Source organism: Variovorax flavidus (assembly GCF_030317145.1).
GTDB classification, from domain to species: Bacteria; Pseudomonadota; Gammaproteobacteria; order Burkholderiales; family Burkholderiaceae_C; genus Variovorax; species Variovorax flavidus.
The window spans coordinates 63179-76392 of the sequence record NZ_JASZYE010000014.1; the positions used below are offsets into that span (position 1 = coordinate 63179).

The 13214-nt window shown below is 63.0% G+C and carries 14 protein-coding genes; 10 read left to right on the plus strand and 4 right to left on the minus strand.

All coding sequences use genetic code 11. The features are described 5' to 3' along the window. Window positions 1–41 precede the first annotated feature (41 nt). The 8 genes from QTH90_RS29930 to QTH90_RS29965 all read left to right on the plus strand — a co-directional run bounded on the left by QTH90_RS29930 (window position 42) and on the right by QTH90_RS29965 (window position 7615). Window positions 42–1055, plus strand: coding sequence for an aldo/keto reductase (locus QTH90_RS29930; protein WP_286668216.1), 1014 nt, complete (start codon window positions 42–44; stop codon window positions 1053–1055). A gap of 33 nt (window positions 1056–1088) precedes the next feature. Next, window positions 1089–2345, plus strand: coding sequence for an MFS transporter (locus QTH90_RS29935; protein WP_286668217.1), 1257 nt, complete (start codon window positions 1089–1091; stop codon window positions 2343–2345). Between the two features lie 187 nt (window positions 2346–2532). Beyond that, window positions 2533–2730, plus strand: coding sequence for a hypothetical protein (locus QTH90_RS29940; protein WP_286668218.1), 198 nt, complete (start codon window positions 2533–2535; stop codon window positions 2728–2730). 308 nt (window positions 2731–3038) lie between these two features. Continuing rightward, a complete protein-coding gene (locus QTH90_RS29945; RefSeq protein WP_286668219.1) occupies window positions 3039–3713 on the plus strand; it encodes a response regulator transcription factor in 675 nt (224 codons plus the stop codon). Further along, complete coding sequence (locus QTH90_RS29950) at window positions 3700–5091, plus strand: sensor histidine kinase (protein ID WP_286668220.1); 1392 nt, start codon at window positions 3700–3702, stop codon at window positions 5089–5091. The genes QTH90_RS29945 and QTH90_RS29950 overlap by 14 nt, the downstream gene beginning before the upstream one ends. Before the next feature lie 145 nt (window positions 5092–5236). Continuing rightward, a complete protein-coding gene (locus QTH90_RS29955; RefSeq protein WP_286668221.1) occupies window positions 5237–5953 on the plus strand; it encodes a TerC family protein in 717 nt (238 codons plus the stop codon). 10 nt (window positions 5954–5963) lie between these two features. After that, window positions 5964–6395: a universal stress protein gene (locus QTH90_RS29960; RefSeq protein WP_286668222.1), complete on the plus strand. Its 432-nt coding sequence runs from the start codon at window positions 5964–5966 to the stop codon at window positions 6393–6395. A gap of 167 nt (window positions 6396–6562) precedes the next feature. After that, window positions 6563–7615, plus strand: coding sequence for a protein kinase family protein (locus QTH90_RS29965; protein WP_286668223.1), 1053 nt, complete (start codon window positions 6563–6565; stop codon window positions 7613–7615). Between the two features lie 139 nt (window positions 7616–7754). Here the strand turns inward: QTH90_RS29965 and QTH90_RS29970 are convergent, their stop codons facing one another. Next, window positions 7755–8315 carry a dihydrofolate reductase family protein gene (locus QTH90_RS29970; RefSeq protein WP_286668224.1) on the minus strand — a complete coding sequence of 187 codons (561 nt, stop codon included), beginning with the start codon at window positions 8313–8315 and terminating at the stop codon, window positions 7755–7757. 242 nt (window positions 8316–8557) lie between these two features. Here QTH90_RS29970 and kdsA point away from each other — a divergent pair, with 242 nt between their 5' ends. Then, window positions 8558–9409, plus strand: coding sequence for a 3-deoxy-8-phosphooctulonate synthase (kdsA, locus tag QTH90_RS29975; RefSeq protein WP_286668225.1), 852 nt, complete (start codon window positions 8558–8560; stop codon window positions 9407–9409). Between the two features lie 51 nt (window positions 9410–9460). On the opposite strand, the gene QTH90_RS31590 is transcribed toward kdsA, so the two are convergent. From QTH90_RS31590 to QTH90_RS29985, 3 genes are all read right to left on the minus strand, one after another. After that, on the minus strand, window positions 9461–10063 hold the full coding sequence (locus QTH90_RS31590; RefSeq protein ID WP_353506650.1) for a cupin domain-containing protein: 603 nt from the start codon (window positions 10061–10063) through the stop codon (window positions 9461–9463). A gap of 65 nt (window positions 10064–10128) precedes the next feature. Next, complete coding sequence (locus QTH90_RS29980; RefSeq protein ID WP_286668226.1) at window positions 10129–11139, minus strand: TRAP transporter substrate-binding protein; 1011 nt, start codon at window positions 11137–11139, stop codon at window positions 10129–10131. 39 nt (window positions 11140–11178) lie between these two features. Then, window positions 11179–12027 carry a hypothetical protein gene (locus QTH90_RS29985; protein ID WP_286668227.1) on the minus strand — a complete coding sequence of 283 codons (849 nt, stop codon included), beginning with the start codon at window positions 12025–12027 and terminating at the stop codon, window positions 11179–11181. Between the two features lie 85 nt (window positions 12028–12112). Here QTH90_RS29985 and QTH90_RS29990 point away from each other — a divergent pair, with 85 nt between their 5' ends. Continuing rightward, window positions 12113–12928, plus strand: coding sequence for an IclR family transcriptional regulator (locus QTH90_RS29990; RefSeq protein ID WP_353506651.1), 816 nt, complete (start codon window positions 12113–12115; stop codon window positions 12926–12928). Window positions 12929–13214 lie beyond the last annotated feature (286 nt).

A 13214-nucleotide genomic window follows, 5' to 3' on the forward strand; every position in this document is an offset into this window, starting at 1 on the left:
CTTGGGCATGCCCATCATTCAGTCATTCACAGGAGATCACCATGAAATTGAAGACCCTTCTTCCCGGCCAGCTGGGATTCGGCACGGCCCCTCTGGGCAACATGTTTCGCGCGATTCCCGAGGAGGAAGCGCGGGCCACCGTGGACGCCGCATGGAACGACGGCATCCGCTTCTTCGACACCGCGCCGTTCTACGGCGCGGGCCTGGCGGAAGCCCGACTGGGTGAGGCGCTGGCGGTCCGGAATCGTGACGAGTTCGTCATCAGCACCAAAGTCGGTCGACTGATCCTCGACGAGGTGGAAGACGTCAACGCGCGCGACCTCGGCGAGAAAGGCGATGTTTTCAGGCATGGCCGCGCCAACCGGATCGTGAACGACTATTCGGAAGACGCGACGCTGCGCTCGATCGAAGACAGCCTGAAGCGACTGAAGACAGACCGCATCGACATTGCCTGGGTGCATGACGTCGCGCAGGACTTCTACGGTGACGAGTGGCTCGGTGTGTTCGAGACAGCGCGCAAGGGCGCTTTCAAGGCGCTGGACCGTCTGCGCGACGAAGGTGTGATTCGTGCATGGGGCCTGGGCGTGAACCGCGTGGAACCGATCGAGCTGCTGCTGGGTCTTGAAGGGCCTCGTCCGGATGGCTTCCTGCTCGCCGGCCGCTACACGCTGCTGGACCACTCGCGGGCACTGCAGCGCGTGATGCCGCAGGTGGCGGATCGCGGCCTTGGCATCGTCGTCGGCGGCCCGTACAGCTCGGGCGCGCTGGTCGGCGGACCGAACTTCGAATACGCGCCTGCCACGCAGGAGATCCTGGCCAAGGTGCAGACCATCAAGGCCATCGCGAATCGCCACGACGTGACCATGAAGGCGGCCGGGCTGCAGTTCGCCCTGGCGCACCCTGCGGTAGCCGCAGTCATCCCCGGGGCCAGCCGGCCGGGTCGCATTGCGGAGGACCGCGCCGCGCTTGAAGCGGTGGTGCCAGAAGACTTCTGGCGCGAGCTGCGACAAGCCGGTCTGGTGCAAACCGAAGCGCCCCTGCCTCACGGCATCTGACCCTGCGCGGGCCACTCCCCAGGACAACAAGACATGCTGAACGAAGCCTATGAACCGCAGTGCGCATCGGTGGAGACGCATTGCTCCGACACACAGCAATCGAAGCGTCGCACGCTGACCTTGCTGGCACTTGCACTCGGCACCTTCTGCATCGGGACGTCCGAGTTTGCAAGCATGGGCATTCTTCAGCTGTTCGCCGTCAGCCTGGATCTGGATATTTCCACCGCCACGCATGCCATCGAGGCGTATGCCTTTGGCGTCGTGCTCGGAGGTCCTGCCGTGACCATCCTGGCCGCGAAACTGAACCGCAAGCACCTGCTGTTGGTCCTGATGGCGATCTTCGTTCTTGGCAATGTCATGTCGGCCATCGCCACGGGGTTGGGCATGTTCGCGCTCGCGCGCTTCGTGAGCGGAATTCCGCAAGGCGCCTACTTCGGTGCCGGCGCTGTGGTCGCTTCCTACATCGTCGGGCCGGGCCAAGGCGGGCGCGCCTTCGCTTTGGTGATGACGGGCTTGACGGTGGCCACCATCGTGGGCTCGCCCCTCGCCACGCTCCTGGGCCAGAACCTCGGCTGGCGAAATGCCTACCTGGCCGTTTCGGCGTTTGGCGTGGTGGCGTTCCTGGCGCTCTGGATGTGGGTGCCGCGATCCAGCGCCCTGAACGGAGGTCCTGTGCTGCAGGAACTCAGGTCATTGAACCGGCCGGCCGTCTGGGCGACGGTAGCTGTGGCGGCGCTCGGCGTGTCCAGCATCTTCGCCGTCTACACATTCATCGGACACTTCGTCACCGACGAGGCATCGCTGTCGCAAGCATGGATTCCGATCGCACTGGGCCTTTTCGGTGTTGGCATGACCGCGGGCAATGTCGTCGGAGGATGGATGGCGGACCGGTATCCGTCACGAGGCTTGATCGCCGGGTTCGGCAGCGCCCTCCTTGCGTTGGCGTTGCTGGCGGCCGGCGGCGGAAACGCGTGGATCCTGATGACGAGCTTGGCCTTGGTAGGTGGAACGATGATGGTCGCCATCCCGACGATCCAGGTGCGCCTCACCCGGGCGGCGCCTGACGCACCGACGCTGATGGGCGCGATGAATCTGGCTGCGCTCAATGTGGCGAACGCCATCGGCGCCTGGGCTGGCGGTCAGACGATCGCGCATGGGCACGGCCTGCTGTCGGCAGCGTGGGCCGGGTTTGCGCTGACCCTTGGGGGACTTGCGTTGTTCTTCTTCGTCTCACGGATACACGCCGAAGGTCACCGGGCTGGCGCTTCTGGCGACCTCCTTCCATCCTAGGAGCAAGCAAGGCCGCGCGAGGCCATGCAAGGCGATTGCGCCCCTTGCAGGAAGAACTGCGAGTCGGCGGGGGAAGCGCACATGCCGCGAAGGCCGGCCGTGAAGAAAATCACGTCTTGACGGCCCGCCACCCACAGCATGTCAAATGACATACCAAAGTATTACATAACCCCGGAAGAATCGGGGCATGAAAGACAATCCCGACACCAATCTGGGCTGGTGGACCGAGAAGCCAGAGCGCGAGATCCGAAGTTCATCGTCCGTCCCAATCCGCGATCCAGCCCCGAGGCGCGAGGAGCGCGTGTGGGTCAAGGTCGCGCTCATCGCGACCATCATGATCGTGTTCGCCGTGTCGCTTCTTCGGCTGTTCGGCGCGATCGTCTGACCGGGCTGCGCATCGATGGCGGCGAATCGGAGACCGGCAAGCGCAGGGCTTGCCAAGGTCGGGAAGCTGCGGCTCAACGATGCGCAGTGGGAGAAGCTGCAACGCCTTGCCGGAGGGAGCACCGCCCCCGCTGAAGCATGCGCGCCGTCCGATCGCCTGAGCTCGCACGGCCTCGTGGCGACGGACCAGAAAGGCTGCGAATACCTGACCGTCCATGGAGCGTTTCGGCTGAGCCAGGGGCGCTAGCACGCGAGGCACACGGGTGACTTGCGGTTAGCATCGCCCCGAAACACGCAGCCAGGAGACCCATGCGGATATTGCTCGTCGAGGATGACCGGGTGCTGGCGGACGCGCTTTCGCGCGCGCTGGTGCAGTCCGCCCATGCGGTCGACGTCGTCACCACCGGCGAGGAAGCCGACCATGCCCTCGCCCTCGGCAACCATGACCTGGCCATCCTGGACATTGGCTTGCCAGGCCTGAGCGGACTGGACGTGCTGATGCGGCTGCGGACGCGCAAGTCCACCATGCCGGTGCTGATGCTCACCGCCTTCGACACCCTGGCGGACCGTGTCCGCGGGCTCGATCTGGGTGCCGACGATTACCTCGCCAAGCCATTCGACCTTCCGGAGCTTGAAGCCCGGGTGCGGGCACTGCTGCGCCGCAGTACCCAGTCCACGCCCTACCTCGAACACGGGCTGCTTCGCTTCGACACGGTGGGCCGCCGCGTATTCCACGACAAGCGGCCGCTGGACCTGTCGCCGCGCGAACTCGCCCTGCTGGAGCTGCTGCTGATGCGCGCGGGACGCGTAGTGAGCAAGGAGCAGATGGTCAATCACCTCTACGGTTGGGGCGACGAGGTCGGCGACAACGCGATCGAAGTCAACGTCTACCGCCTGCGCAAGAAACTGGAACCGCTCGGTTGCGAGATCCGCACGGTGCGTGGCATGGGCTACCTGATCGACAGCAGCGATGCGGAGGTCTGAGCCCCGGCTGCAGCGCAAGCTGCTGGCGTGGCTGCTTGGGCCGCTGGCCGTGCTGCTGGTGCTGGATTCCGCAGCCGCCTACTGGAACTCGCTGCGGTTCGCCAACCTCGCCTATGACCGCGCGCTCCACGAGATCGGACGCGAGATCGCACTGCACGTGAAGCTCGACCAGGCGCAGCCGCGGCTCGAACTCTCGGAGGCTGCCGCCAACATCCTGTTCGTGGACCAGGAGGACCAGCTCTTCTACCGGGTCGTCGACGAGAGCGGCGCCGTCCTGGGGGGCGACGTGCAGTTGCCTGCGCCGCGCATCGGGAGGGCCGGCAGACCAAACTTCTACGGTGACACGGTGCGCGGGGAGCCGGTGCGGATGATGGTCGCCTGGTTGCCCATCGGCCCGGACGCGGGGCCTCCGCAGGTGCTGGTGCAGGTGGCCGAAACGCTCAACAAGCGCGCGCGCCTGACCTGGGAGATGGTCGCCAACGTGGTGCTGCCACAGTTGCTCCTGATCATCATGGCGACGGCGGTGGTGTGGTTCGGGGTCTCGCGCGGGCTCGAGCCGCTCCAGCGGCTGAGGCGTGCCGTGTCGGACCGCTCGCACCTGGACCTGAGTCCCATCGACACCCACGACGTTCCGGGAGAGGTCCGCCCGCTGGTGGACGACGTCAACGAGTTGATGGCCCGACTTGCGCGCACCTTCGATTTCCAGAACCGCTTCGTGGCCGACGCGGCTCACCAGTTGAAGACACCGGTCAGCGGCCTGAAGGCGCAGATCGAGCTGGCGCTGCGGGAGAACGATCCACAGCGCGTGCGCCACTCGCTCGCACAGCTCTACATCAGCGCCGACCGGTTGTCGAGGCTGGTGCGCCAACTGCTGGCGCTCGCCCGCAACGAGCCCGGCGCGCTCGACTCCATCCAGCTGCAGCCGCTGGACCTGAATGCCCACGCCCTGGAGGTGAGCATGGACTGGGCGCCGCACGCGATCAAACGCAACATCGACCTCGGCTTCGAAGGCGCCGAGCATCCGCTGATGATCGATGCCGACAGCGACCGCCTGCGCGAACTGGTCAACAACCTGATCGACAACGCGATCCGCTACAGCGAGTCGGGCGGACGGGTGACTGTGCAGGCGGCGCAGATAGACGAAGGCCAATGTCGCCTGGCCATCAGCGACGACAGCCCCCGCATCCCCGTGGAGGAGCGCGCCCGCATCTTCGAGCGCTTCCACCGCATCCTCGGTACGCAGGAGGATGGCAGCGGGCTGGGACTCGCCATCGTGAGCGAGATCGCCACGCTGCATGGAGCGCGCATCACGCTGGAGGAAGACGTCGACGGCGTCGGCAACACCTTCAGCGTCTTCTTTCCCCTGCGCGCTACCTGACCGGCTCGGCAGCGCTCTGTAAGCTTTCTGACAGCTTGCGGATATCCGGCTGTCAGCATCCCGGCAGCAAGGTGACAGGACAGGTCTCTACGCTCGACAAGGACGGAACCGCTGTGGTTCCGAATCTTTTTCCCAAGGAGACACCGTGTCGTTTATGTCGAGTCCTGATTTCTGGATCGCGCTGTCGCAGATCATCCTGATCAATATCGTCCTGAGTGGTGACAACGCCGTCGTCATCGCGATGGCATCCCGCTCGCTGCCGCCCGCCCAGCAGAAGAAGGCGATCGTGTTCGGCAGCGTCGGTGCGATCGTGCTGCGCGTGGTGTTGACCTTCTTTGCCGTCTACCTGCTGACCCTGCCGTACCTCAAGCTGGTGGGCGCGGCGCTGCTGTTCTGGATCGGCATCGGCCTGCTGCAATCCGAGGACGAGGAACATGGCCTCGAAGGCCACGCCGGTCTGGCTGCTGCGATCAAGACCATCGTGCTGGCGGATCTGGTCATGAGCCTGGACAACGTGGTCGGCGTCGCCGCTGCGGCCAAGGGCAATGTCCCGCTGCTCGTGTTCGGTCTCGTGATCAGCATTCCCCTCATCATCTTCGGCAGCACCCTGATCCTGAAGCTGATGGATCGCTTCCCCATCATCATCGTGCTCGGCGCAGCCCTGCTCGGGTGGGTCGCCGGCGAAATGGCAGTCTCGGACCCGGCCATCGCCGGCTGGGTCGCCGATCGCCACGCGCTCCACACGGTGGTCCCTGCTCTCGGTGCCGTTCTCGTGGTCGCGATCGGCAAGTGGCTGAGCGGTCGCCGCGACCAGCGTCGCGAACAACTGCAACAGGCGACGCAGAAGCAACCCGCCGTCTGACGGTGTCCACATGACGCGCATCCTGGTACCCATCGAGCCGGATCAGCCGGCCCGGACGCGCTCTGCCATCGAGCAGGTCCTGCGCATGCGCCGGAGCGATCGGGTGAGCATTCGGCTGCTGCGCGTGCAACCCCTGGTCTCGGGTCATGTGGCGATGCTCTTCGACAAGCGTGAGCTGCTCGACCTGCAGCTCAGCGCAGGCGCCGAGGACCTGCAGTACGCGCAGAAGCTGCTCGACCTGGCAGGGGTGCCCTACGCCAGCACCGTGCTGGTGGGTCGCAGTGCCGAGACGATCGCGATGGCCGCTCGCGACTACGGCTGCGACCGCATCGTCTTCGGCCGCGACGAACCCAGCCTGACAGGAAAAATCTTCGGCTCACTGGCACAGCAGGTGCGCCAGCGGCTGGGTTCGAGCGGAGATCCGCAGGTCATCAGTTCCTGAACGAAGGGGCTCCGGCAACGCGTCTTGTTGCAGCGGACTGCCTCCCTACCCTACGTCTGGTCTGCGTCGCAGCGGCTGCAAGCCACCCGGTGCCTGTCCGGGGACGGGATACGGCCAGGAGCTGAGGTTGAAACGGCACAATCTATTGCCGTCGAAAAAACGCCCAGATGACGCATCTTTCTCTTCCCGAGTTTGCCAAGCCCGCAAGCCTCGAAGAAATGCTTCGCAGAGCGGGGGTGCTTGACGGAAAAAGCATCACCGCGGTCTCCACAGAAGCGTCGTTTGCGACGGTGTTGTCACACATCTTCAGGTTGCGCCTCACCTACACGGACACAGTGCCCAATGCGCCTGCCACCGTGATTCTCAAAGCCGGCCGTGGGGGACCGTGGGCCGGCGGCAAGCACGAGGTCGCTTTCTACCAAGATGTTGCGCCCTCGATGCCTTCCGGCATTGTCCCAAGGTGCTTCGCCGCTTCTTGGGACGGCGACACCGGGATTTGGCACTTGCTGCTGGAAGACCTGACCGATTCACACTTCGTCGCGACACGCTGGCCAGTGCCGCCTGACTTCGCCCAGTGCGAGGCCATCGTTCGAACACGGGCCCGCTGTCAAGCCGCGTTTTGGAACGATCCTCGTCTCGGCGTGACTATCGGTTCGTGGCAGGATGCTCGTGCTCATGAAGAGGCAACAAAGGCGATGGTCGCCCATTTCTCGCGATTCGCAGACGAGATGGGCGATCGGTTGTCGCTCGAGCGGCGCTCCCTCTACGAACGACTGTTTGACTCCGCGCCGCGCTTGGCTCAACGAAACCTGTCGCGGCGCGACATGACGATCATTCAAGGCGACGCGCATGTTTGGAACTGCTTCTTGCCGAAGGATGGCGCGAAAGACGGCGGCAGATTGTTCGATTGGGATGCTTGGCAGGTGAACACCGGTTCCGACGACCTTGCTTGCATGATGGCCCAGCAGTGGTATCCCGATATGCGTCGGCGATTCGAGTCGCGCCTCCTCGACGGGTTTCATGACGAACTCCTGGTGCGTGGCGTGCAAGGCTACGACCGGCGCGCATTGCAGGATGACTATCGGCTGTCAGCACTTTGGCTGATCGCGGCACCGATCTGGCAGCACGCAAACGGCATTCCTCCGGTCATATGGTGGAACAACTTCGAACGCGCCTGCATGGCTGTCGACGACTTGGACTGCCGCGAACTGCTGGAATAGATTCGATTCGAACGGTCGCTGCCAGGTGAGACGAACTTCCGCTTTGGGCCCCATAGAGGGCGCTGGGCGCTTCCCGGAAGCAGTCGTTCAACGCTCCTGTTCAGCGGCGGCGCAGCGGACCGTCCGCTGCAACCGATGATTAGCCGCGCGCGCGCCGGTAATGCATTGCGACCACGCCGTTGCTGAGCGGCTTCGCCGAGACCAGCTCAAGCCATCGCGTGTTGGGCAGCCCGCTCTGGTACAGGGTCGGGCCGTGGCCGGCGATCCTGGGGTGAACGAGGAACTTGTACTCGTCGATCAGGTCCAGCCGGTCCAGCTCGGCCGCGAGCTTGCCGCTACCGAGGAGCACGCCGGCCGGGGTCGCGTCCTTGAGCATTTGCACGCCAGAGCGCAAGTCGCCGGTGATGCGGTGGCTGTTGGTCCACGGGAAGTCTGTTCGCGTCGACGACACGACGTACTTCGGCTTGATCTCCAGCTTGGCCGCCCATTCGCGCAGCGACGGCGGCGCCTCCACATCGCCGCGGGCGACCGCCGGCCAGTAGCTCTCCATCATCTCGTAGGTGGCGCGGCCCCACAGCATCGCCCCACCCTCGTCCATGAGGCGGGTGAAGAAGGCGTGCGTCTCGTCGTCGGCGATTCCCTCCTGGTGGTCGACGCAGCCGTCCAGGGTGACGTTGAGGCTGAAGGTTAGAAGTCCCATGCGAGTCTCCTGCGAGTTGGGCGGTCCGCTGGACTGGCGCTTGTCGACGAATACCTGCTCGGTCGACTGGACCGGCTGCTTTCGGAGCGCGGGGCGGCACCGTGAATGACCGTTCGTAGCCGAATTCTGACGCGTACCGAGAGATACTGCTCCTAGCCGACTGTACGCATCGGTGGCCAAAGGCCTGGCTTTTTGGCCGACCGGAGCACGAGAATGCGAGCAACACTATCGGAGAACTCTTCTTGACGACCGTCGCCATCACCCCCGCAATCAACGTCAGCAATAGCGATGGCTTTGTCCTGTTCGGCGGCGTGAACGTACTCGAGTCGAAGGACATGGCCCTGCGTGCTGCGGAGGAATACGTCCGGGTCACGCGGAAGCTTGGCATCCCATACGTCTTTAAGGCAAGTTTCGATAAGGCGAATCGCTCGTCTATCCATTCCTTCCGAGGCCCCGGTTTGGAAGAGGGCCTGAAAATCTTCGAGGCCGTCAAGGCAGAGTTCGGCGTTCCCGTCCTCACCGACGTGCACGAGTCATGGCAGGCGAATCCCGTCGCCGAAGTGGTAGACGTTCTACAGCTGCCTGCGTTTCTCGCCCGCCAGACTGATTTGGTCGTCGCTCTTGCCAGGACGGGCAAGGTCATCAACGTCAAGAAGCCCCAGTTCCTGAGCCCTCCGCAAGTGCTCAACATCGTCGAAAAAATCAGAGAGGCGGGGAACTCCCCCGTCATTCTGTGCGACCGCGGAACCTGTTTCGGCTACGACAACCTGGTGGTGGACATGCTTGGCTTCGGTGCCATGAAGAAGGTCACAGGGAACCTGCCCGTCATCTTCGACGTTACCCACGCCCTCCAGCAACGCGAAGCGAACGCCGCAGTCTCTGGCGGGCGACGCGAGCAAGTGGTTGAACTCGCGCGTGCCGGCCTAGCGGTGGGCTTGGCCGGCCTCTTTCTTGAAGCTCACCCCGACCCGGCGCAGGCCAAATGCGATGGCCCCAGCGCCCTGCCGCTGGATCAATTGGAGCCTTTCCTTGCGCAAATGAAGGCGTTGGACGACTTGGTGAAGTCATTCGCGCCCCTGCATATCCGCGCCTGAACGCTCCAATTCCCCGAAGTCATAACCCGGAGACGAAAGCGTAGCGCGCACTTAGCGCTTCCGAACCAGATGGGTTCCTGAGGGGCCGTTTCCCACCACCTGGACAACGACCTCCCCGTCCTTTGCCCATGCATAGTGGGGCTGATTCGCCGGCTCCGTCCAGGTGCTTCCAGCCGGCAACACCTTCATCTTGTTCTCATCGAACACCTCTCCGTATCCAACGAGCACCGTGCCAGACAAGACGGTCACAACGCGATTGTCGGGATGCGAATGCGGCTCGACTCGCAGGCCTGCTTCGAGTCGACCTCGTCCCACGTAGACGCCTGCGGTAGTTGGGTCTCCCACCACAAGGGCGTAGGGCAGGCCAGCCGGCGGTGCGATCCAGCGCAACTCCTCGGGCGTGACAGCGGACTCAGGAAGCGACCGTGGTTGGCCATAGGAGGTCGCGCTAGCTAGCGCAGCACACAAGGTCACCAATGTGAGATCAAGTGCATTCCACACCTCCGTCACCCTGCCAGCGAATGGTGGCGAAGCGCGCGCTGTCGGCGACGGCTGCTTCGGGTCCAGATACTGCCACGGCTGCAGGATGCCACACCAGTACTGTCTCGGGGAACCATAGAGACTGACGGAATGCTCCTCAAAACTGAGGAGCACTCCGATGTCACGGATTGAGTTCGCAACCTCGGGTCAGAAGGGAGCGAGTCGAATGCCTGAAAGAATCAGAACTTGGAGACTCGTTCCAGTTCGGTCTTGAACAGTGTCATCACGGCCGGATCGTACGAAGCGGAAAACTTGTCGTAGATCGGCTGGACCTCGGTGCGCATGCGGGCCACTTCGGCTGGTGCGACGGCGTTGAACACCATGCCCTTGGCCTGGAGTTCGGTCAGTGCCTTGCCAGCGGCTTCGCGGCTCGCCGTGCGCTGGTAGGTCTGTGCTTCTATGGCGGCTTCCTGCAGGATCTTGTGCTCCGCCGGCGACAGCTTGTCCCAGAAGCGCTTGCTGATTTGAACCGGGTTGGTCGCATAGACGTGGTTGGTACCACTGACGTACTTCTGGACCTCGTAGAACTTGCTCGACAGGATCACCGAATACGGGTTCTCCTGGCCATCGACAGCCTTGCTTTCGAGGGCGTTATACAACTCCGCAAAGGGCATTGGAAGCGGGTTGCCTTTGAAGGTCTTGAAGGTCTCCAGGAACACCGGATTCGGGATGACGCGGAGCTTCAGTCCATCGAGGTCTTCGCCCTTTGTGATGGGCCGCTTGCTGTTGGTGACATTGCGAAAACCCAGGTCGAAGAATCCCAGGATGACAATGCCCTTGTCCGCGAGCTTCGCGCTGAGCATCTTGCCCAGCGCGCCGTCGACCATCGCATCGGCCTGCTGGCCATTGCTGAAAAGGAAGGGGAAGTCGAAGAGTCCGAATTCCTTGACGACGCCGGTGAGCGAGGTGGTGGACGCTACGAGCATCTCCTGCACGCCACCCTGCAGCGCGGATTGCTGCTGCAGTTCGTTGCCGAGTTGGCTGCTGGCGAATTCCTTGACCGTGATCTTGCCGCCGCTCTTGGCCGCAACGAGCTCGCCGAACTTCTTCACGCCCCAACTGGTCGGGTGGTCGGTGTTGTTCAGGTGCCCGAATCGAATCGTCCGTTCCTGAATGTCCTGTGCATGAACAAGCACACTGCCGACGAGCAGTGCGAGACTGCCTGCCAATTTGAAGAGTTTCGATGCCATGAGGGTCTCCTTTTGTGGTTTGAACGATTCAGGCCAAGGTCAACGCGCAGCGGTGGTAAATGCCGGGGCATCGGCGATGTCGAACGGCGTTGCCGAGCATGACAATGCGTAGAAGCCACGTTCTGCGCCGCGAGCCGCGCCCATCTCGACCAGTGATTCGCTGCTGAGCTCACGCTCAGCCAGCGCACGCAAGGCGTCCGCTTCATAGCCGCAGACAACCAAGACCCAGTCGGCCGTCCCGTCGGCGTTTCCACGAATCTTCTGCTCCACAGTGGCGGGAATCGAAGGCGTCTCGTGGCGCAAGAGATGAAGCCCGGCGAAGCCGGGCTCGAATGGAATGTGTCTGGACATGCGGCCAAGCGCGGCGCGCAGTTCCTGGTCTCGGCCCGATGCGGGCGACAGGCGAATCGTGAGTGCGTTTCGTGCGGGGTTGATGCCGCCGCTCTCGAGCACGCGACACTGGCTTCGAACCATGTTGCGATGGTGCGGCATCAGTCGCGCAGACCACGGCGTGGGCGCATTCAGCCGCGCCAAGTACGCCGGCGATGCGAGCACTTCGTAGTCGTCCAGTTCGTACATCACGAAGACTCCCTCATCGCCGTCGGCACTCGTCCAGCGCGTCACCCGGCGAAATCCTGGAATGCCGAGGCGTTCCGGAAAGTGCTCGTGCGTGTGCCAATGCTCGAACTCCGAGCGGTGCGAGTCCGACATATCCCACCACATCGCCAGGGCAGCTTTGCCTATCAGCGACATGGGCACTCTCCCGACCGTTGCAGGCACGGGAGCGGATTGTTGAAGAGCGACATCGGGGCTTGGCCACTGATCATGTTCTTGGCCGGCGGATTGATCCGCCGTAACGTCCTTTTGATACGCGGCGGATTCTGCCATTTCTTGAGAATGACGTACAAATTTATGATACCGTTCAAATTTTGAAAGATCTAAGACGCAAATGAGTGGTGCATCAGAGAAGTCGTTGGCGATCCTCGAATTCCTGGCGAACTATCCGGAGGGCGCAACGCTCGCAGAAATCGCGACGGAGTTGAATCAGATCCGAAGCGGCTGTCACCGCACGTTGGGCGAGTTGATTCGCTTCGGCTACGTGCGCCAGTTGCCTCGACGAGGCGAATACGCGTTGACAACCAAGCTGGTGTCGATCGGACTCAGCTATCTGAGCAAGTCAGGAGTTGTCGACATTGCTCAACCCGTCATCAACCGTCTCGCGCAAATCACAGAGGACCTCGTTAGATTAGCCATCGTGGACGGCGAGAGGCTCACCTTGGTAGCGAAGGCGCAAGGTGCGAAATCCGGTCTGATCTATGACCCAGACACCGGCATTGACCTCCGTCTGTCCTGCAGTGCGGCCGGTCAGGCGTGGCTCATGACGCTATCGGAAGACGTCGCTATCCAGTATGTATCGCGCCAGGGACTTGGCAGGCCAGAAAACTATGGTCCGGCGGCGCCTACCTCTATCAAGGCACTTCTGAAAGTCCTGGAGGAACACCGTAAGCGTCGCTTCAGTATCACTCAGGATGCGTATGCGCCAGGAATGAGCGCCATGGCTGCTCCTGTCCAGCGCGCGGGCAAGCCCGCCACCGGTGCCATCGTGATCGCTGGTCCCTCCTCGCGTCTGACGTCGAAGCGCATGCACGAATTCGGCAGTGCGTTGTGTGCCGCAGCCGACGAACTCGCCGCCATAGGCGATGCGTCTCCCCTGCTGAAGTCGTCCAACGTAGGAACCTGGGGCAATGTGGCCGACATGTCGGCGAGCCGCGGACGAAGGTCTCAATAAGTGCGGTTGGCCTGACGGTGCATGCGCGGACAGGGAGGACTACGTCCGGAACGCCGTTGCCCGTGATCAACACCATTGCGTGTGTTTGGGTCACCCCAATCTCAATGTCCGCGAGCGGTATGGCTAGAACGAGTGGTGAGCGGCTGCTTTGGAGGAAGGGCGTACAGCCGGTTTGGGCTGCGGATTCAACCGGTCGATGCAACACACTGAAAACTGCCGTAGGCAGAAGGATGTTGCAGATGAAGTATCGAACGCGGACCTACTACACGGACAGCCAGAAGGCGCT